Origin of the sequence: Gordonia otitidis NBRC 100426, assembly GCF_000248075.1 — a bacterium.
In the GTDB taxonomy this organism is placed as follows: domain Bacteria; phylum Actinomycetota; class Actinomycetes; order Mycobacteriales; family Mycobacteriaceae; genus Gordonia; species Gordonia otitidis.
The window spans coordinates 19,253-37,112 of sequence record NZ_BAFB01000087.1 but is presented as its reverse complement, the minus strand read 5'-3'; the positions used below and the strand labels follow the sequence as shown (position 1 = coordinate 37,112).

Annotated in this window: 17 protein-coding genes; 4 read left to right on the top strand and 13 right to left on the bottom strand. The window is 66.2% G+C overall.

Annotated features, from left to right (window positions below; genetic code table 11):
* Positions 1-87: 87 nt before the first annotated feature.
* Positions 88-786, bottom strand: coding sequence for a CDP-diacylglycerol--glycerol-3-phosphate 3-phosphatidyltransferase (gene pgsA, locus GOOTI_RS08445; protein WP_007238154.1), 699 nt, complete (start codon positions 784-786; stop codon positions 88-90).
* A gap of 37 nt (positions 787-823) precedes the next feature.
* On the opposite strand from pgsA, the gene GOOTI_RS08440 reads away from it, so the two are divergent.
* Complete coding sequence (locus GOOTI_RS08440) at positions 824-1,384, top strand: amino-acid N-acetyltransferase (RefSeq protein ID WP_007238153.1); 561 nt, start codon at positions 824-826, stop codon at positions 1,382-1,384.
* A gap of 56 nt (positions 1,385-1,440) precedes the next feature.
* Positions 1,441-1,725 (top strand): YciI family protein, encoded by a 285-nt coding sequence (locus tag GOOTI_RS08435; RefSeq protein WP_007238152.1) that lies wholly within the window; start codon positions 1,441-1,443, stop codon positions 1,723-1,725.
* Positions 1,726-1,755: 30 nt separating this feature from the next.
* Here GOOTI_RS08435 and GOOTI_RS08430 read toward each other — a convergent pair whose 3' ends face one another.
* From GOOTI_RS08430 to thyX, 7 genes are all read right to left on the bottom strand, one after another.
* Positions 1,756-2,754 carry a TerC family protein gene (locus GOOTI_RS08430; protein ID WP_007238151.1) on the bottom strand — a complete coding sequence of 333 codons (999 nt, stop codon included), beginning with the start codon at positions 2,752-2,754 and terminating at the stop codon, positions 1,756-1,758.
* 244 nt (positions 2,755-2,998) lie between these two features.
* Positions 2,999-5,935, bottom strand: a complete 2,937-nt coding sequence (locus GOOTI_RS08425; protein WP_169315798.1) for an FtsK/SpoIIIE family DNA translocase — start codon at positions 5,933-5,935, stop codon at positions 2,999-3,001.
* A gap of 113 nt (positions 5,936-6,048) precedes the next feature.
* Positions 6,049-6,681 (bottom strand): TIGR03085 family metal-binding protein, encoded by a 633-nt coding sequence (locus tag GOOTI_RS08420; protein ID WP_007238149.1) that lies wholly within the window; start codon positions 6,679-6,681, stop codon positions 6,049-6,051.
* Between the two features lie 35 nt (positions 6,682-6,716).
* Positions 6,717-7,655: a tyrosine-protein phosphatase gene (locus GOOTI_RS08415; protein ID WP_007238148.1), complete on the bottom strand. Its 939-nt coding sequence runs from the start codon at positions 7,653-7,655 to the stop codon at positions 6,717-6,719.
* Between the two features lie 46 nt (positions 7,656-7,701).
* Complete coding sequence (locus GOOTI_RS08410) at positions 7,702-9,720, bottom strand: ribonuclease J (RefSeq protein WP_007238147.1); 2,019 nt, start codon at positions 9,718-9,720, stop codon at positions 7,702-7,704.
* Positions 9,720-10,625, bottom strand: a complete 906-nt coding sequence (dapA, locus tag GOOTI_RS08405; protein WP_007238146.1) for a 4-hydroxy-tetrahydrodipicolinate synthase — start codon at positions 10,623-10,625, stop codon at positions 9,720-9,722. Before dapA ends, GOOTI_RS08410 begins: the two co-directional genes overlap by 1 nt.
* Positions 10,626-10,723: 98 nt before the next feature.
* On the bottom strand, positions 10,724-11,476 hold the full coding sequence (gene thyX / locus GOOTI_RS08400) for an FAD-dependent thymidylate synthase (protein ID WP_007238145.1): 753 nt from the start codon (positions 11,474-11,476) through the stop codon (positions 10,724-10,726).
* A 145-nt stretch (positions 11,477-11,621) separates the two neighbouring features.
* On the opposite strand from thyX, the gene GOOTI_RS08395 reads away from it, so the two are divergent.
* Positions 11,622-13,061, top strand: a complete 1,440-nt coding sequence (locus tag GOOTI_RS08395; protein ID WP_007238144.1) for an amidase — start codon at positions 11,622-11,624, stop codon at positions 13,059-13,061.
* Positions 13,062-13,070: 9 nt separating this feature from the next.
* Here GOOTI_RS08395 and GOOTI_RS08390 read toward each other — a convergent pair whose 3' ends face one another.
* The 4 genes from GOOTI_RS08390 to GOOTI_RS08375 form a co-directional block, all read right to left on the bottom strand.
* On the bottom strand, positions 13,071-13,835 hold the full coding sequence (locus GOOTI_RS08390) for an HAD-IIB family hydrolase (RefSeq protein WP_007238143.1): 765 nt from the start codon (positions 13,833-13,835) through the stop codon (positions 13,071-13,073).
* 85 nt (positions 13,836-13,920) lie between these two features.
* On the bottom strand, positions 13,921-15,165 hold the full coding sequence (locus tag GOOTI_RS08385) for a winged helix-turn-helix domain-containing protein (protein WP_007238142.1): 1,245 nt from the start codon (positions 15,163-15,165) through the stop codon (positions 13,921-13,923).
* A gap of 11 nt (positions 15,166-15,176) precedes the next feature.
* Positions 15,177-15,701, bottom strand: a complete 525-nt coding sequence (locus tag GOOTI_RS08380) for a dihydrofolate reductase (protein WP_007238141.1) — start codon at positions 15,699-15,701, stop codon at positions 15,177-15,179.
* Between the two features lie 66 nt (positions 15,702-15,767).
* Positions 15,768-16,601 (bottom strand): thymidylate synthase, encoded by an 834-nt coding sequence (locus GOOTI_RS08375; protein ID WP_007238140.1) that lies wholly within the window; start codon positions 16,599-16,601, stop codon positions 15,768-15,770.
* A 130-nt stretch (positions 16,602-16,731) separates the two neighbouring features.
* Between GOOTI_RS08375 and GOOTI_RS08370 the strand changes: the two genes are divergently transcribed.
* Complete coding sequence (locus GOOTI_RS08370) at positions 16,732-17,139, top strand: HNH endonuclease (protein WP_051997905.1); 408 nt, start codon at positions 16,732-16,734, stop codon at positions 17,137-17,139.
* Here the strand turns inward: GOOTI_RS08370 and GOOTI_RS08365 are convergent.
* Positions 17,103-17,780 (bottom strand): GAP family protein, encoded by a 678-nt coding sequence (locus GOOTI_RS08365; RefSeq protein ID WP_007238138.1) that lies wholly within the window; start codon positions 17,778-17,780, stop codon positions 17,103-17,105. The genes GOOTI_RS08370 and GOOTI_RS08365 overlap by 37 nt on opposite strands.
* Positions 17,781-17,860 lie beyond the last annotated feature (80 nt).

The window sequence follows — 17,860 nt, the reverse complement described above, 5'->3', positions numbered from 1 at the left end:
TCGCCGTACGCCGCCTGTCCGCGCGTCGCGAACGCTCGCCACGGTGAGCCGGTCAACCGGCGCAAGGTGCGTCGACGTCGGGGGATGTCAGACGGTGTCGGAATGCCGTCGTCGCTGCGGCTCGCCGTCGAGTGAGCCGGTATCCGGCCGCGCGGGTTCGGAAACCACCTTGCGCAGTGATCCCTTGGTCGAGTCCGATCGTGCCGCCTGCACCCGGACGCGTAACGCCTGCCAGGTGTAGTCGATGCCGGTCACGACCGTCACCACCACCGCTGCCCACATGATCACCATCGCGATCGTGTGCCACGGTCCGCTCAGCGGCAGGACGAGTAGACCTATGCCGACCGACTGCAACAGTGTCTTGAGCTTGCCGCCACGACTGGCCGGTATCACCGCATACCGGATCACCCAGAATCTCAGCAGTGTCACCCAGAGCTCGCGCGCGAGGATGATGCCGGTCACCCACCAGCTCAGGTCGCCCAGGATCGACAATCCGATCAGAGCCGCGCCGATCAGCGCCTTGTCGGCGATCGGGTCGGCCATCTTCCCGAAATCGGTCACCAAGCCGCGTTCGCGCGCCAGCCGGCCGTCGACCCTGTCGGTGAAGGCGGCCCCCGCGAAGATGAGAGCCGCGACAATCCGCCACAGCGTGTCGTGTCCGCCGTCGATGAACAGCACCACGATGAACACCGGGACCAACAGGATGCGGAACACCGTCAGCGCGTTGGCGATGTTGACCACCGGTACCGGATCGACCGGGTCGGTGATGTGATCGGGGCTCCGCACCCCTCCAGGGTATCTGTCCCGACTAGGCTGAGATGCCGTGCCCACTGCCGAACAGGAAACGGTGCCCCTGATACGACGCGCCCGCACGTCCGACGTACCGCGCATCAAGGAACTCATCGACCTCTACGCGGGCAGAATTCTGCTCGAGAAGAATCTCGTCACCCTGTACGAATCCGTCCAGGAGTTCTGGGTCGCACAGGTCGACGACCTCGTGGTGGGATGCGGTGCGCTGCATGTTCTCTGGGCCGACCTCGGTGAGGTCCGCACGGTCGCGGTCGACACACGCTACGCGGGACGGGGTTTCGGCCACCTGCTGGTGGCGCAGCTGATGTCCGTGGCGCGCGAACTGCAACTGTCCCGCGTATTCGTCCTCACCTTCGAGACGGCGTTCTTCGGCCGACACGGGTTCCGCGAGATCCAGGGAACGCCCGTCACACGCGAGGTGTACGAAGAGATGTGCCGTTCGTACGACACCGGCGTCGCCGAGTTCCTGGACCTCAGCTACGTCAAGCCCAACACACTCGGCAACACCCGCATGCTGGCCCATCTCGACCAGACCCCGACCGACGGGATCCGAACCGACGAGACCCCGGCCTGAGACGTCAGCCGATCACACTTCGACCGACGACAGACGAGAGACGAGGAAGCGACATCATGGCGATCTTCGCGATCCACTACACCTACGGTCCCGGAAAGGCCGCTGCACGCGACGCGCACAGGCCGTTGCATCGCCAGTGGCTCTCCGAGGAGTTCTCCGCGGGAAACGTCCTGTTCTCCGGTCCGTATCCCGACGGTTCGGGCGCCCTGATCCTTGTGCGCGGCAGCAACCTCGACGAGGCCGAGGCCTTCATCGCGAATGACCCGTTCAACGCGCACCAGGCCATCGACGGCGTTCGTGTCGTCGAGGTCACCCAGATCTTCGGTCCGTTCACGGAGTAGGCCCCGCGACGCAACCACCGGCACCGCGCGTCAGGTCGCCGGTTCGTCCGTCGAGGCACCCTTACGCCTGGACCACAGCAGGCTCGCGACGGTGGTGACGACGAGAGTCACGATGATGACCGACAACGACACCACTGTGGAGATCTCGGGTACCGCGACGTGTTCCCCGCCGTTGATGAACGGCAGCGTGTTCTCGTGCAGGGCGTGCAGAACGAGCTTCACGCCGATGAAGCCGAGGATGAACGAGAGTCCGTAGGACAGGAACACCAGCCGGTCGAGCAGACCACCGAGTAGGAAGTAGAGCTGACGCAGGCCCATCAACGCGAATGCGTTGGCCGTGAACACCAGGTACGGCTCCTGGGTCAGCCCGTAGATCGCTGGGATCGAGTCGAGCGCGAACAGCACGTCGGTGAACCCGATCACGATGAGGACCATCAGCATCGGCGTGGCCCACCGCTTGCCGTCGATCCTGGTGAAGAGCTTGTCGCTGTCGTATTCGTCGCTCGTCCGAAGGCGCTTCTTGAGGAAGCGCTCGAGCCGGGTCTCCCGCTCCTCCTCGTGCTCGACGGGATCGTCGCTCTCGCGGAGCAGCTTGACCGCAGTGAAGATGAGGAACGCGCCGAACAGGTAGAACACCCAGCTGTATGCGTTGATGGCTGCGGCACCGACCGCGATGAACGCGCCGCGCATGACCAACGCCATCACGATGCCGAGCAGCAGCACCTTCTGCTGATACTCCCGCGGGACCGCGAACTTGCTCATGATGATCACGAACACGAACAAGTTGTCGACGGAGAGCGCTTTCTCCGTCACATAGCCCGCGAAGTACTCGCCGCCGTAGGTGCCGCCCCACTGCCACCACACGAACAGTCCGAAGAGGACGGCGATCGAGATGTAGATCGCCGACCACGTCCCCGATTCACGGAGCGACGGTGCGTGTGGAACCCGAACGTGGGCGAAGAAGTCGAAGACGAAGAGTCCGAGGATCACCACACAGGTGATGGCCCAGACGGTGGGCGAAACATTCATGAAAGCGATCTACCTCCAGCGCGCAGCACACAACGGTTGCGATGCCAGAGGTCTCTCCCGTACGGACGATGTCCGCACCAGCCGATCCGGATCGGGAGCGCCGCACGATGATCGGCATCGTGTGACCTCTCGACCGTATTGACGGAAGGGCTGCGAGATGGGGATACTCCCCTCTTCGATCTGCCGACCACCTTAACAGGAGCACCCGCACAGGCATATCCGACTTGCCGGACATGCCTGTCGACTACTCGCCCTCGGCCTCGTCGCCGCCCCCGCCGGTGATCGATGCGATCACCCCGGCGAGGTCGTCGGGCTTGACGAGCACCTCGCGCGCCTTCGAGCCCTCACTCGGACCGACGACGCCGCGGGTTTCCATCAGATCCATCAGACGACCGGCCTTGGCGAATCCGACCCGCAGTTTGCGCTGCAGCATCGACGTCGAGCCGAACTGACTGGACACGACCAGTTCGATCGCCTGCAGTAGATCGTCGAGATCGTTGCCGATGTCGCCGTCGATCTCCTTCTTGTCACCGGCCTTGGCAGTGGTGACACCCTCGGTGTATTCCGGATCCGCCTGCTCACGGGTGTAGTCGACGACGGCTGCGATCTCCTCGTCGGTGATGAACGCGCCCTGCATGCGGATCGGCTTGTTGGCACCCATCGGCAGGAAGAGACCGTCACCCATGCCGATGAGCTTCTCGGCTCCCGGCTGGTCCAGGATGACGCGCGAATCGGTGAGCGACGAGGTCGCGAACGCGAGTCGCGAGGGAACGTTCGTCTTGATGAGACCGGTGACGACGTCAACGGACGGTCGCTGCGTAGCCAACACCAGGTGGATACCCGCGGCACGCGCCTTCTGGGTGATGCGCACGATGGCGTCCTCGACGTCGCGGGGCGCGGTCATCATGAGGTCGGCGAGCTCGTCGACGATGGCCAGAATGTAGGGATAGGGCTTGTAGACGCGCTCGGACCCGAGCGGCGTCGTGATCTCACCCGAACGCACCTTGGCGTTGAAGTCGTCGATGTGACGCACCCGCGAGGACTTCATGTCCTGATAGCGCTGCTCCATCTCCTCGACGAGCCAGGCGAGCGCGGCTGCTGCCTTCTTCGGCTGGGTGATGATCGGTGTGATCAGGTGCGGGATGCCCTCGTACGGCGTGAGCTCCACCATCTTCGGGTCGATGAGAATCATCCGCACCTGCTCGGGTGTGGCCCGCGTGAGCAACGAAACGAGCATCGAGTTCACGAAGCTCGACTTACCCGAACCCGTGGAGCCCGCGACCAACAGGTGTGGCATCTTCGCCAGATTGGCGCTGACGAAGTCGCCCTCGATGTCCTTGCCGAGTCCGATCACCAGCGGATGCGAATCCTTGCGAGTCGACGGCGACTTCAATACATCGGCGAGGCGGACCATCTCGCGATCGGAATTGGGCACCTCGATACCCACCGCGGACTTACCCGGGATCGGCGCCAGCAGGCGCACGTTGTCGGTGGCGACCGCGTAGGCGATGTTGCGCTGCAGTGCCGTGATCTTCTCCACCTTCACCCCGGGGCCGAGCTCGACCTCGTATCGGGTCACAGTTGGGCCGCGGGTGTAACCGGTCACCGCGGCGTCGATCTTGAACTGCTCGAGAACGCCTGTGATGCGGTCGATCATGTCGTCGTTGGTCTGGCTGCCGCGTTTGGGCGGGTCACCGTCGACGAGCAGCGTGGCTGGTGGCAGGCGGTAGTCACCCTCGACGTCGGTGACGACGAGAGCGTCCGGATCCGCTGCGCTATCGGCCTCCGGCGCTGCGGGCTCGGCGGGCCGTGAGGTCTGCCGTGCCCGCGTCTTGGTGACCTCGCCTCCGCGCTTACGGGCTGTAGCCGCAGCAGGTCGCGCGAGTTGCTCGGTGACCTCGTCGACGACGGGCTCGGTGAGCATGTCGTCGAAATTGTCCGTGGGCGCGTCGCTGGTGTCGGTGGTCGACGCGGGCACCTCGATCGGGGCGCTACGCCTGTCCGAGCGCGCGCCTCGTCGGCGCGAGCGCGGGGCCGACCCGTCATCGGGCGGATAGTTGTCGTAGGGATCGGTCGAGCGGGGCGCCGACGCCGACCAAGCGCTCGACGACCAGCCACGTGACGGATCGTCGAGGTCGTCGTCGCTGTCGGGATCGTCGAACGCCGCGTCGTCGAATTCCGCGTCGTCGAATTCGTCATCCCACGGGAGACCATCGTCGTCGTAGTGGCTGCCACCGAGCCCCAGCCAACCCAGTGCTCCGTCGACGACCTCACGAACCGTACGCCCGGACAGGATGAGGACGCCGAAAGCCATACACAGCACCAGAATCGGCACAGACACCCAGGCCGTCACACCGGCGGTGAGCGGGGTTCCCACCACATACCCGACGAATCCGCCGGCACGGGATCGGCCGGGAAGGTCTTCCGGTGCGCCGGCGACGAGATGCATCAGACCCAGTAGCGGCAGGACGATGAGCAGCGCGCCCCCGATGTAACGGGCGCGCTTGTCCGGATTGGGGCCGCGCCGCATCAGGACGATCGCCGAGGCGGCGAGCGCCACGGGAACCAGCAGAGCCGCGGTGCCGACGACAGCACGGATCAGGGCGTCGATGAAGGCACCCACCGGGCCACCGGCACCGACCCAGACTCCCACCGAGACGAGCAGAGCCAGCGCGAGGAGCGCCAACCCGACACCGTCTCGTCGGTGCGTGTGACCGCCCGAGGTGACCGACGTGCGCGCACGCGATTCACTGACGTCGTCAGAGGTCAGATAGTCGCCGTCGGTGTCGACGACGTCCTCGTCGACCACGGCTGCGGCGCCACCACGGGCGGCACCTCCACTTCCCGCACGGGCAACGGAGCCCACCCCACGCGCGAGAAGCGACCACGCACCGCCGACTCCACGGCCCACTCCCCTGCCGACCACCGCGCCTGCGGACCGCCGACTGATGTCTGCGGACTCGCGGCGCGAGGTCGACTGCGCTGAACGGCGGGACGTGCCCGTCGCCGACGAGCGCGATCCCTGTGCGCGGCGTCCGTTACCCGAACCGCTGGTCGGGGTGCGTGAACTACGTGTGTCCGTGCCCTGTCCGCGAGCCGACGCCCGTCCCCCCGACGCACGCTGTCCGCTGGTCGCGCGTGACGCGGCCGCGCGGGTTCCCGTGCCTGCCTTTGAAGCCATAGGGACAGACTAGTGGTCACCTATCTCCTGAGTCACATGCACAACACAGGCAACACAACTGTGTGTCGAATTCGTAACCCTTGCCGGACTTCGCGCCCACAGGCGCCGGGTGTTCAGACCGAGCGGGTCGTCGCCTTGACCGCTGCGATGGCGTCCGGGTCACCCTCCCAGTCGATGACGACGGGGGCACGACCATAGGCGAACAACAACAGTTCGCCGACCGCACCGGTGGCTGTCACCGGCGGTCCGGAACCGGCGACGAGGGCGGTGGCACCGTCGGGTGTCACGAAGGTCACCCGCGCAGGCAACGAGCGAAGAGTCATACGTCCCATGCCCTTGAGCGTTGTCCCCAGCGCGTGCGTCATGTCGTCGGGAAGAGACCGCGGAGTCCACGGACCGTCGGGATCGGCGCCGCCACGCAACAGGTCCTCGTGATGAATGAACATCTCGGCGAGATTGACCCATCGGTCGACGAGACTGAACATCGAGTACCACGGCGGACCCTCGGCGACCTTTTCGACCAGGTCGGGCCACGGCTGCGCCGCGGTGTCGGCTTGGACCTTCTCGGTGTGCCCCGCCAGCGGACTCACCATGATGCCGAGGGCGGCGTCGGGCCTGCGTTCGCGAATGACGAGATGAGCTGCGAGAGCGCGCGCATCCCAGTCTCCGCACAGGGTGGGCGCGTCGGGGCCCACCTTCCGCAGGGTGTCGACGAGGGCAGCGCGTTCAGACTGAGCGAGGGTCACGCTTCAAGCCTAACCACGTCGCCGTCGTGACCCCCTCAGATCGAGGGACGCAGCAGCGCCTTCTCGAGTCCGGCGATGTCGGCATCCGACAGCCGCAGTCCCGTGCGGACGTAGCCGTCGAAGCTGCCGTAGGTCTTGTCCGCTGCTGCGAACGATGCGTTCAGCCAACCGATGTTGACTCCGTTGAGCGGATCATTCGGTGACGCATGACGGAAGCTGTTGCTCGCGAGGTAATCGGCATCGACGACCTGTCGATCGACGCCGAGAATCGTCAGCAGGACGGCGGCGAGCCAGCCGGTGCGGTCCTTGCCCGCGCTGCAGTGGAACAGCACGCTCCCGCCCGCTGTCACGGTGTCCTTGATGTCGAGCAGCGACGCACGAAATGCCTCGCGCGCGTGGGGGTCGGTGACGAAAGCGCTGTACGCGTTCGGCAGATCCACCAGATACGACGCAGGCACCGCACCGAGGACGTCGAGGTTCCGGCGGGTGGCACCGGGCACGGGTTTGTCCGGCTGGACCGCAGCCTCGAGCTGAGTGCGTAGGTCGATGATCGAGCGCACACCGTGGCGCTGCAGGGCCGTGATGCCCGCGGGGGTCAGGGTCGAGAGGTTGGCGCTGCGAATGACCTTGTCGGAGATGCGCATTCCGGTCTCGGTCGTGTAGTTGGCAAAGGTGCGCGCGTTGGCGACGTCTGGCACCGAGATGGCGAGCGGCGCCGGAATGGTGTGCGCGGGCATGACGGTCGGCGCGGCCTGCACCCGGGCTGCCGTGACGGCCCCCAGTGGGAGGATCGCGGTGGTCACCACGGTGGCGGCGACCGCAACTCTGCGGCCGATCGTCCGCGACGAGGTTCCACGGGAGAAGAAGCCGGCAGTCGAGCGAGAAGTCACTGGTGGCCTTTCGGGCTTTCTGTCACGTCCCGGCAGGGCCTGTGCCCCGTCGCCTCCCACGAATTCGCGGGCCGCACAGAGCATATCGGCACACCTATGCCTGCGGCAGCCGGGACCGGCCGAGTTGTCGTCAGGACCCGACGGCCAGCACGGTCGGCACGATCATCGGGCGTCGACGGTAGGTGTCGGCCACCCACCGGCCGACGACGCGGCGAATTGTCTGTGCGATCCGATGCGTATCGGTGACACCCTCTGCCGCAAGCGAATCGAGCGCCTGATCGACGAGCCCGGCGGCTTCCTTGAGCGCCTCCGGATCGTCGGAGAATCCGCGTCCGGACACCTCGGGTGGGCTGACCGGCCGTCCCGTTGCGGTGTCGACCGCGACGGTGATCGCGATGAATCCACCCTCGCCGAGCACGAGACGTTCCGACAGGGTCGACTCCCCCACATCTCCGACCGACAGACCGTCGACGTACACGTGACCGACGGGCACGCGCCCGACGATCTCGGCCCGACCGTCGACGAGATCGACGACGACACCGTCCTCGGCCAGCATGACGCGATCGGGGTGCACGCCAGTCGCGACCGCGAGCGCGGCATTGGCACGCAGGTGGCGCCACTCACCGTGGACGGGCATCGCATTCGTCGGACGCACCGCGTTGTAGAGGTAGAGGAGTTCCCCCGCCGACGCGTGTCCGGACACGTGAACCTTGGCGTTCTGCTGCGTGATGACCGTGGCGCCGCGCTTCGCGAGACCGTTGACCACGGCGAACACCGAGTTCTCGTTGCCCGGGATCAGCGACGACGCCAACACCACGAGATCGTCGGCCCGGATGTTGATCTGTCGGTGCTCGCCACGCGCCATCCGCGACAGCGCAGACAGCGGCTCACCCTGCGAACCCGTGGAGATCAGTACGAGCCGGTGATCCGGAAGCGTTGCGGCGGTGTCCATGTCGACGACGACGCCGTCGGGCACGTGGAGATAGCCGAGATCCTGTGCGATCTGCATGTTGCGCACCATCGACCGTCCGACGAACGTGACACGCCTGTTGTGCGCGTGCGCGACGTCGATGATCTGCTGGATTCGGTGCACGTGGCTGGCGAAGGAGGCGACGATCACGCGTTGTTTCGCTTTGCCGATCACCTGGTCGAGAACGGAGCCGATCTCACGTTCGGGTGTGACGAAACCGGGCACCTCGGCATTGGTGGAGTCGACGAGGAACAGGTCGACACCCTCGTCACCGAGCCGGCTGAATCCGGCGAGGTCGGTGAGTCGGTGGTCGAGTGGCAGCTGATCGAGTTTGATGTCGCCGGTGTGCAGCACCAGGCCTGCCGGTGTCCGGATCGCGACAGCCAACGCGTCGGGGATCGAATGGTTGACCGCGAAGAACTCGAGGTCGAACGGTCCGTAGTCGAGCCGATCCCCCTCACGTACCTCGACGAGCTTGGGCCGCAGGCGATGTTCTTTGCACTTGGCATCGACCAGCGCGAGCGTGAATTTCGCGCCGACGACCGGAATGTCGCTGCGCAGGCGCAGCAGGAACGGGACTGCGCCGATATGGTCCTCGTGACCGTGCGTCAGGACAACGGCCTCGACGTCGTCGATGCGGTCCTCGATGTAACGGAAGTCGGGCAGGATCAGGTCGACACCGGGCTGCGCGTCCTCGGGGAACAGGACTCCGGCGTCGACGATGAGAAGCCGGCCGTTGTATTCGAAAACGGTCATGTTCCGGCCGATCTCGCCGATACCGCCGAGCGCGACGACCCGCAGTCCACCTCGTGGGAGCTTGCGCGGGGTGCCGAGCCGATCGACGGCCGGGTCGACGGGAACGGACTCACGCCGCGCCGGCTGTGCTTGCGATCCGGACTGCTTGCCCGCGGCACCCTGCGTGTCGTCTTTGCGCTCGTGGCGACCGCGACGCCGTCCGCGGCCCTGGTTCTGGTCCCCGGACGCCCGGCCGCTCTGCTGTGCCGGAGCCGACTGGGTGGCAGCGGGCTGGCTGGGAGCCGACTGGGTGGCAGCGGGCTGGCTGGGGGCCGACTGGGCCGGAGCCGACTGGGCGGGAGCCGATGTCTGTACCGGACGCTCCTCGACGGGAGTGGGCGGTCCGGCCTTGCGGGAGGCGCTGCGTCGACGCGGTGCGGCCATCAGGACAACACCCCTGCCGCACGGAGGTCGGTGATCAACGCTTCGATCTGAGGACCGGTGGCGGGCACCTGCGGCAGACGCGGATCCCCGACGTCGAGTCCGAGGACCCGGAGCGACGCCTTGACCATGGTCACGCCTCCGAGTCGTCCCATCGCGTTGACCAACGGCAGCATCGAGGTGTTGATCGCCCGTGCCGTGGGGAGATCACCCTTTTCGACGGCGATCTGCATGTCGCGCAGCCGGTCGGGAACCAGATGTCCGATGACGCTGACGAAGCCGCTCGCACCCACCGAGAGCCATGGCAGGTTCAGCGCATCCTCACCGGAGAGATACTCCAATCCGGTCGTGGCGATGATGCCCGCCGCAGAGTGCAGATCCCCCTTGGCGTCTTTCACGCCCCTGATTCGCGGGTGCTCGGCGAGTGCGATCAGTGTCTCGTTGGCGATCGGGACCACAGAGCGCGGCGGAATGTCGTAGAGCAGAACCGGAAGCGACGTCGAGTCGGCGACAGCCCGGAAATGGGCGAGCAGTCCGGCCTGCGGCGGTTTGGAGTAGTAGGGGGTGACGACGAGGAGCGCATGCGCGCCTGCACGCTCGGATGCCTGGGCGAAGCGGATGCTCTCCGCGGTGTCGTAGCTTCCCGCTCCCTGGGTGATGCGGGCGCGGTCGCCGACCACGTCGAGCACGACGCGCAGGAGGTCGAGCTTCTCCTGGGGGGTGGTCGTCGGGGATTCGCCGGTCGTCCCCGACACGACGAGTCCGTCGCATCCCTTGGATACGAGGTGATCCGCCAGCTCAGCGGCCTTGTCCAGATCGAGCGAGCCGTCGGTGCGGAAGGGGGTCACCATGGCCACCACATTGGTCCCGAAGGGATGCGTGGGCAGCTGCTCAGCTCCTGCGTTCATGGTGGTCAAGGCTACCGTGGCCATTCGTCGGTGAACGAACTGGCCACGCCGTGACATCGGCGCCACCGGACACCGGGGGCCTCACGCGCGCCTTGTGCTCAGCCTTCGAGCACGAACGGTGACGTCGCCACCTCGGTTCCGTCGGCGAGGGTGCCGATCTCGAAGTCGCCGAACACGGTCGGTGCGACGTCCATGAGTTGACGCAGGCATTCGACGGCGAGTTGGCGGATCTCGACGTCGGCGTGCTCAGTGGCACGCATTCCGACGAAATGTCGCCACGCCCGGTAGTTACCGGTGACGACGATCTTCGTCTCGGTCGCGTTGGGTAGAACCGAGCGTGCGGCCTGCCGTGCCTGTTTGCGACGCAGGATCGCGTTGGGGACGTCGGCGAACTTCGCCTCGAGGGCATCGAGCAACTCACCGTATGCCTTGCGGCTGGCATCGGTCGCCGCGGTGAACAACGCCTCGAGGTGTGCATCTCCCTTGATCGCGGGCGGCGCGACCACGTTGGAATCGTGCTCGGGCACGAAGCGCTGCGAGAGCTGCGAGTACGAGAAGTGGCGGTGCCTGATCAATTCGTGCGTGCACGACCGCGAGATGCCGGTGATGTAGAACGTGACGTTCGCGTGCTCGAGCAGGGACAGGTGCCCCACCTCGAGGATGTGTCGCAGGTATCCGGCGTTGGTCGCGGTGCGTGGATTGGGTTTGTCCCAGCTCTGATAGCAGGCACGGCCGGCGAACTCGACGAGCGCCTCACCACCGTCGGCGTCGGTGCTCCACGGGACGTCTTCGGGCGGGTTGAAAGCGGTCGCGGCCACCATCTGCACCTTCAACGGCACCATGTCCGCCATGTCGCCTCCTCTCACCTGTCGGGCATCAACGATTGTCCACCAGCGTGATCACCTCGGCCCGCCCACCCCACCGACCCCGTCACACAACACAGGTCGTACGGAGTTTCACCGTACGGCGTGCTCTCGGAACGGGGACGATGGTCGAATGCCCGACCTGAATTTCAGTTCCGTCCACGACCAGCGCTCCTGGGTTGCCCGGGGCGAGATCACCTCCCGTGAGCTCGTCGAGCACTGTCTGGCACAGATCGCCCGCCTCGATCCGACACTCAATGCGTTCTCCGCGGTCCTGCACGACGAGGCCCGGTCGGAGGCAGACCGGCTCGACGCCGCGCTTCGGGACGGCACGCAACCCGGCCCCCTGCACGGGGTCCCGATCGCGGTGAAGGACGAGAACGACGTCCGCGGTGTACCGACCGCCTACGGCGGCGCGTCGGTGACCACACCGGCGACGGCCGACTCCGAGGTGGTCCGGCGTCTGCGCACCTCGGGCGCCGTGATCATCGGCAAGACCCGGATGCCCGAATTCGGTATCTGGCCCTACACCGAAACCGCCGCGCACGGGTGGACCCGCAACCCGTGGGACCCGCAGCGCTCCCCTGCCGGATCGAGTGGCGGTACGGCGGCCGCAGTCGCGTCGGGCATGGTCGCTGCCGGTATCGGCGGCGACGGGGGTGGTTCGATCCGGCTGCCGTCGAGTTGGTGTGGCCTGTTCGGACTCAAGCCGCAGCGAGGCAGAGTCAGCACGTCACCCAACCGCGATCTGTGGCGCGCGCTGGGCACGCTCGGCCCGCTGACGCGCACCGTTGCCGACAGCGCGCTCATCTACGACGTGATCTCCGGCACGACCGCGGTCGACAGATTCCACGCAGAACCACTGTCGGGCTCGTTCCTCGACGCGGCGACGCGCCCACCCGAGCGCCTCAGAATTCGCATGTCGACGCAGAACCCGGCGGGCGACGGACCACTGGGCGGCCCAGCCGCCGACTCCGAATCGGTTGCGGCGCTTCACCTTCTCGCCGATCGTCTGCGCGACGCGGGACACACTGTCACCGAATCCGATCCCGACTACCCGCTCCTCTCCGTCCCGTTCTCGGTGCAGGTCGCCACCGGTGTCGCCGAGGAGGCGGACAGGGTGGAGCATCCGACACTGCTCGAACAACACACGCGACGCATCGCACGCGTGGGCCGTGTCGCTCGGCGCGGGGTTCAACGGGCAGAGCGGCAGGCCGATCGCATTGCCTTGACGTTCCTCCACGAACTGTTCGCCGACTTCGACGTCCTGCTCACCCCGACCACACCGACCACCGCGGTCGAGGTGGGCCAACTCGACCGGCACGGCTTCGTGGGGGTGCTCCGAGCGGCGTCGGCGACGTCGTCGTTCACGTCGCCGTGGAACGTCCTCGGCAATCCTGCGGCTGCGATTCCCATCGGTCTGGACGGGTCGGGCCTACCGCAGAGTGCCCAGCTCGTCGGGCCCGCCGACAGCGAGCTGTTGCTGGTATCGCTGGCTGCGGAGATCGAGGGGCTCGTCGAGTTCGGAAAGCATCGGCCCGCTGCGTCGACGTACCCGTCCACCGGCGCATGAGCCGACGTCCTACTCGTCGAGTAGTGCGTTGAGTTTGCCCAGCGTGTCGTGCCAGTCGGTCACCCCGATCGAGGTGATGCCCAATTCCATCACCGGACGGTCGTTGCCGCCCTCGTCGAGTCGATCACCGTAGAAGAGGATGTCATCGACGGTGAGGTCGAGGATTTCCATCAGTCGCCGCGCACCGTACGACTTGTCGATGCCCTTCCGAGTGACGTCGACCGACGTCGACCCACCGCTACGAACCTCCAGGTCGGGAAGACGCTCCGCCGCGTAGGCGCGTAGCGATTCCTTCTTGCGGCCGTCGGGATCCCATGCCTTCTTGGCGTCGACCGGCGCGGCCTGCCCCAACGCGCTGAACGTGATCTGACTTCCTCGATCCTCCAGCACCGGACCCCAGGTCTCGGTCTCCCAGAGGCCGAGTTGTTTTGCGCCGGTCTCCAGCGTGGTCAGGGTGCGCTGTTTCTCGTCGTCGGTGAGGTATTCGGCGTACACAGTCGTCCACTCGGAGCCGTCCCAACGGACGTACTGTGTGCCGTTCGTGGGCATGAGGTGGAGGTTGGCGCGATTCACGGTGTCCCCGAGCCGATCGAGCACCTGGACCTGGAACTGCTCGAACCGCCCACCCGAGATGATGCAGGCCATACTGCGCTCGAGTAGTCGGCCGAACACCTCGACCATGGAGTCGTCCATCGGGCTCTTCGATGGTGCCAGCGTGTCGTCGAGGTCGAACATGACCAGTTGGTAAGTGCGCCCGTCGTGCGTGACCGTCATCGGTACCCCTCGTGAACTCTGCAGTGCGGTGAATGTGTGCCGTGGTGAATGCTCGGTGGATTGTCCCAAAGCCGGACACAGCATGTCATGTTGTTGTGGCCGACGCCGCACCTGCCAACCGACTGGCGAGATCTCCCCGGTCACCGATCTCGACGTCGTCGAGACCGAGCCAGTGCGCGGTGACCTCCAGGTCGGCGGCGAGCCTGTCAGCGACCCGATCGGCGTCCTGCCCCGCTTCGAGGTGGGCCGCGGGCACCCGGAGCACGCCCGCACCACGGTCGGCTTTGAGATCCACGCGGGCGACGATCTCGTCGCCGAGTAGATAGGGATGGACGTAGTAGCCGTGCACCCGTTTGTGCTCCGGCACGTAGATCTCGATGCGGTAGCGGAAGCCGAACAGCCGCTCGGCGCGCGGTCGGAAGAACACCAACGGGTCGAAGGGCGACAGCAGCGTCGACCGTTCGTCGGCCCGTGCGATCCCACGCGGGATCGGAGTCGACTCGTGCACGTACGCCGACTCTTTCCACCCGTGCACCGACAACTGTTGCAGCGCACCGTCTTCGGTGAGTTCTGCAACTGCTCTGCGCACATCGTCGTTCTTGAGACGGTAGTAGTCGGCGAGGTCGGGGACCGTCGCGACTCCAAGCGCACGGGCCGCGCGCGTCACCAGTGCGCGGTGTGCATCGGCCCTGCCGATTCGACGCTGCGCGACGTCGCCGACCACACGTTCGGTGAGGTCGTAGTGCCTGCCGAAATTCGCGTCGCGCACCGCAGACAACTCGCCCGAGGCGAACATCGCCTCGCAGAGATGCTTCACGTCGCCCCGATTCCACCAGCCGCCCGGCGCACTGGGTTCGCGTTCGATTCCCAGGTGGTTCTCGATGAGACGCGGCGTCGCCGGTCCGATGTCGGCGATCAGTGCACGGATGTCGGCAGCGAGCGCCCGGTTGTCCCGCATCAGTTCCCGCGTATGGCGGTACCGTCCGTCGCGGTACTCCTCCATCCGCCAACCGAACAGCGGCCAATCATCGAGCGGGATCAGCGCGGCCTCATGTGCCCAGTACTCGACGAGCATTCGCCTGGCCCGTCCCGGATGCCAGGCCGCGCGGTCGAGGAGTGTGCGGTCGTACGGACCGAGTCGCGAGAACAGCGGTAGATAGTGAGCGCGCACGGCGATGTTCACCGAATCCATCTGGATCAGGCGCGTGCGTTCGATCACCCGCGACACTTGTCTGCGCGTCACCTCGGCGGCCGGTGCCCGTCGCCCGAAACACTGTGCGTCGAGCGCGATTCGAGCCGCCTGCGCGGCCGAGATCTGCGGAGGTGTCATCGTGGCGACGGTCAGGCTCCTCGGCGTATGTCGGCCGCCGCGCCATGTCGGAGATAGTCGACGAAGCGGTAGCGCAGACCGCCCGACGACGTCTGCCACGCGGTGGTCTCCGCAACCTCCCAGGCGTACGGGTCTATCTCGGGTGCGAACGCGTCGGCACCGTCGACGAGCAGGTCGATCTCGGTGATGCGCAACTGCGAGGCATGTTCCATGGCTGCCTCGTAGATCGCTCCGCCACCCATGACGGTGACAGCTCCGACGATCCGGTCGAGAGCCTCACGCAGCGAATCTGCGATCTCTGCGCCCGACGCGATGTAGTCATGGTTGCGGGTGATGACGATGTTGCGACGCTCGGGTAGCGGGCGGAACCGCTCGGGTAGCGACTCCCAGGTCTTCCGCCCCATCACCACCGGGTCGGAGCCCGTCAGTTCGCGGAAGCGTCGCATGTCCTCGGGTACGCGCCAGGGAATCGAGTTGTCACGCCCGATGGCGCCGACCCGATCCTGCGCCCAGACGAGTGTGATGACGGTGGCCATGCAGTGAGAGTACCGCCGCGGTCCGACAGGCCCGCTCGCCCCGACCGCGTCCGTGACGACCGGGAATCAGACTGCGACGGGCGCCTTGATCCCCGGGTGTGACCGGTAGTCGAAGACCTCGACGTCGTCGTACTCGTAGTCGAAGATCGACTCGCGCTCACGGAGCCGCAGGGTGGGATACGGATAGGGGTCGCGCGAGAGTTGCAGCTCCACCTGGTCGACGTGGTTGTCGTAGATGTGGCAGTCACCGCCGGTCCACACGAACTCGCCGACCTCGAGACCCGCCTGCTGAGCCATCATGTGCGTCAGCAGGGCGTACGACGCGATGTTGAACGGAACACCGAGAAACAGGTCGGCACTGCGCTGATAGAGCTGACACGACAACGTGCCGTCGGCGACGTAGAACTGGAAGAACGCGTGACACGGCGGTAGCGCCATCTGCGGGATCTCCCCCACGTTCCATGCCGACACGATGTTGCGGCGCGAATCCGGATCGGTCCGCAGGGTCTCGAGTGCGGCAGTGATCTGGTCGATGTGGTCACCGGTCGGCGTCGGCCAGCTCCGCCACTGGACGCCGTAGACGGGGCCGAGCTCACCGTTCTCGTCGGCCCACTCGTCCCAGATCGTCACGCCACGGTCCTGCAGCCAGCGCACGTTGGAGTCGCCCCTGAGGAACCACAACAACTCATAGATGATCGACTTCAGATGCACCTTCTTGGTGGTGATCAAGGGGAAACCCTGGCTGAGGTCGTAGCGGAGTTGGTGCCCGAACAGACTGCGCGTTCCCGTGCCGGTGCGGTCGGCCTTGGGCGTGCCGGTGTCCATCACCAGACGCAGAAGATCCTCGTATGGGGTCGGGATGGGCTCGGTCGGTCGGAGGTCGCGAATGGCCGTACTCACGGCTGCCAGTCTAGGACGAAGCGACCACGGGCCAGGTATGCGCGCCGACGACCGCGCCCTCACCGCACACACCGCGTCGTCCGCGGTGTGGCGGAAGTGACACGTGAGGCGTCGAGGCTAGTCTGAGCTCATGCCACCCCGCCCACGCACCCGCGCCAATCGCTATGCACGGCGGCGTCGAGCCCGAGTGGCTGCGCAGTCCAACGATCTCACGCCCGACCAGTGGATCGCGCTGCGCGAGGCCTGGGGCGGGTGTGCGTACTGCGGCTCCGAAGGCGCTGCGCTGCAGCGTGATTGCATGCTGGCGATCTCCCGCGGCGGGCGCTACACCCTGACGAACGTCGTCCCCTGTTGCCGATCGTGCAATGCCAGCAAATGCAACACCGAGGTCACCACGTGGATGCGCCGCAAGAAGCTCGACGAGCGCGAATTCCTGACCCGCCAGGTGCAGATCAGTGCGTTGCTCGCCGAGCGGTTCGAGGGCGCAACGGTGATCGGCGATCACGAGAAGATCGCCAGACCTTTCCCGACGAAGTAGGCACCCACCACGAGAAGCGTGATGATCGTGATCGGCGAGATGTTGTCCTCGAGCCACTGCCGGAAGTTGCTCAGAGCCGGATCGAGACGGTGTCCGCCGACGACGGCGATCAGTAGCGGAAGCAGTATGCCGATACTGGCGATCAGCACGTAGATCACGAGCACCACCCATGCCGACGCACCACGCTGGGTGTCCTCGGCGATCCGTGCACCGGCGCCGAGACTGAGCGGTACGTTCTTGACGATCGCGATGCCCTCGATCAGGCCGAGAGCCAGGACCGCCAGTCCCGACATCGCGGTGACGCGCGCGAGGAGCTTGGCCTCCTTCGCCGGCTCTCCCGGCGCAGGTCGGTTGCGCCAGGACATCACCGCGAGAAAAAGGAAGAACAGCCCGAGCACGAGGGTGAAGACCTGCACACCGTGTTCGGTGGCAGTGGGCTCGTCCTCCTCGGCGACGTCGGTGATGGCGACCGCGACGCCCGTGACGATCAAGAGTGTGACGACCCACCCGATGGCGAACAGTGCGGCCTTGCCACGACCATGCTCCGACAACAGGAGCACGACGCCGGTGATGATCGCCACCGGACTGATCGCCACGGCAACGGCGATCGGCAGCACATCCCCGATCGCGTGGGCGATCACGATGCAGACCTCGACACAGCGCCTCCCAACAATCGATCAGGTGTGTGCTCGCCTGATCGGGGCGCGCTCCTGATGCGGAA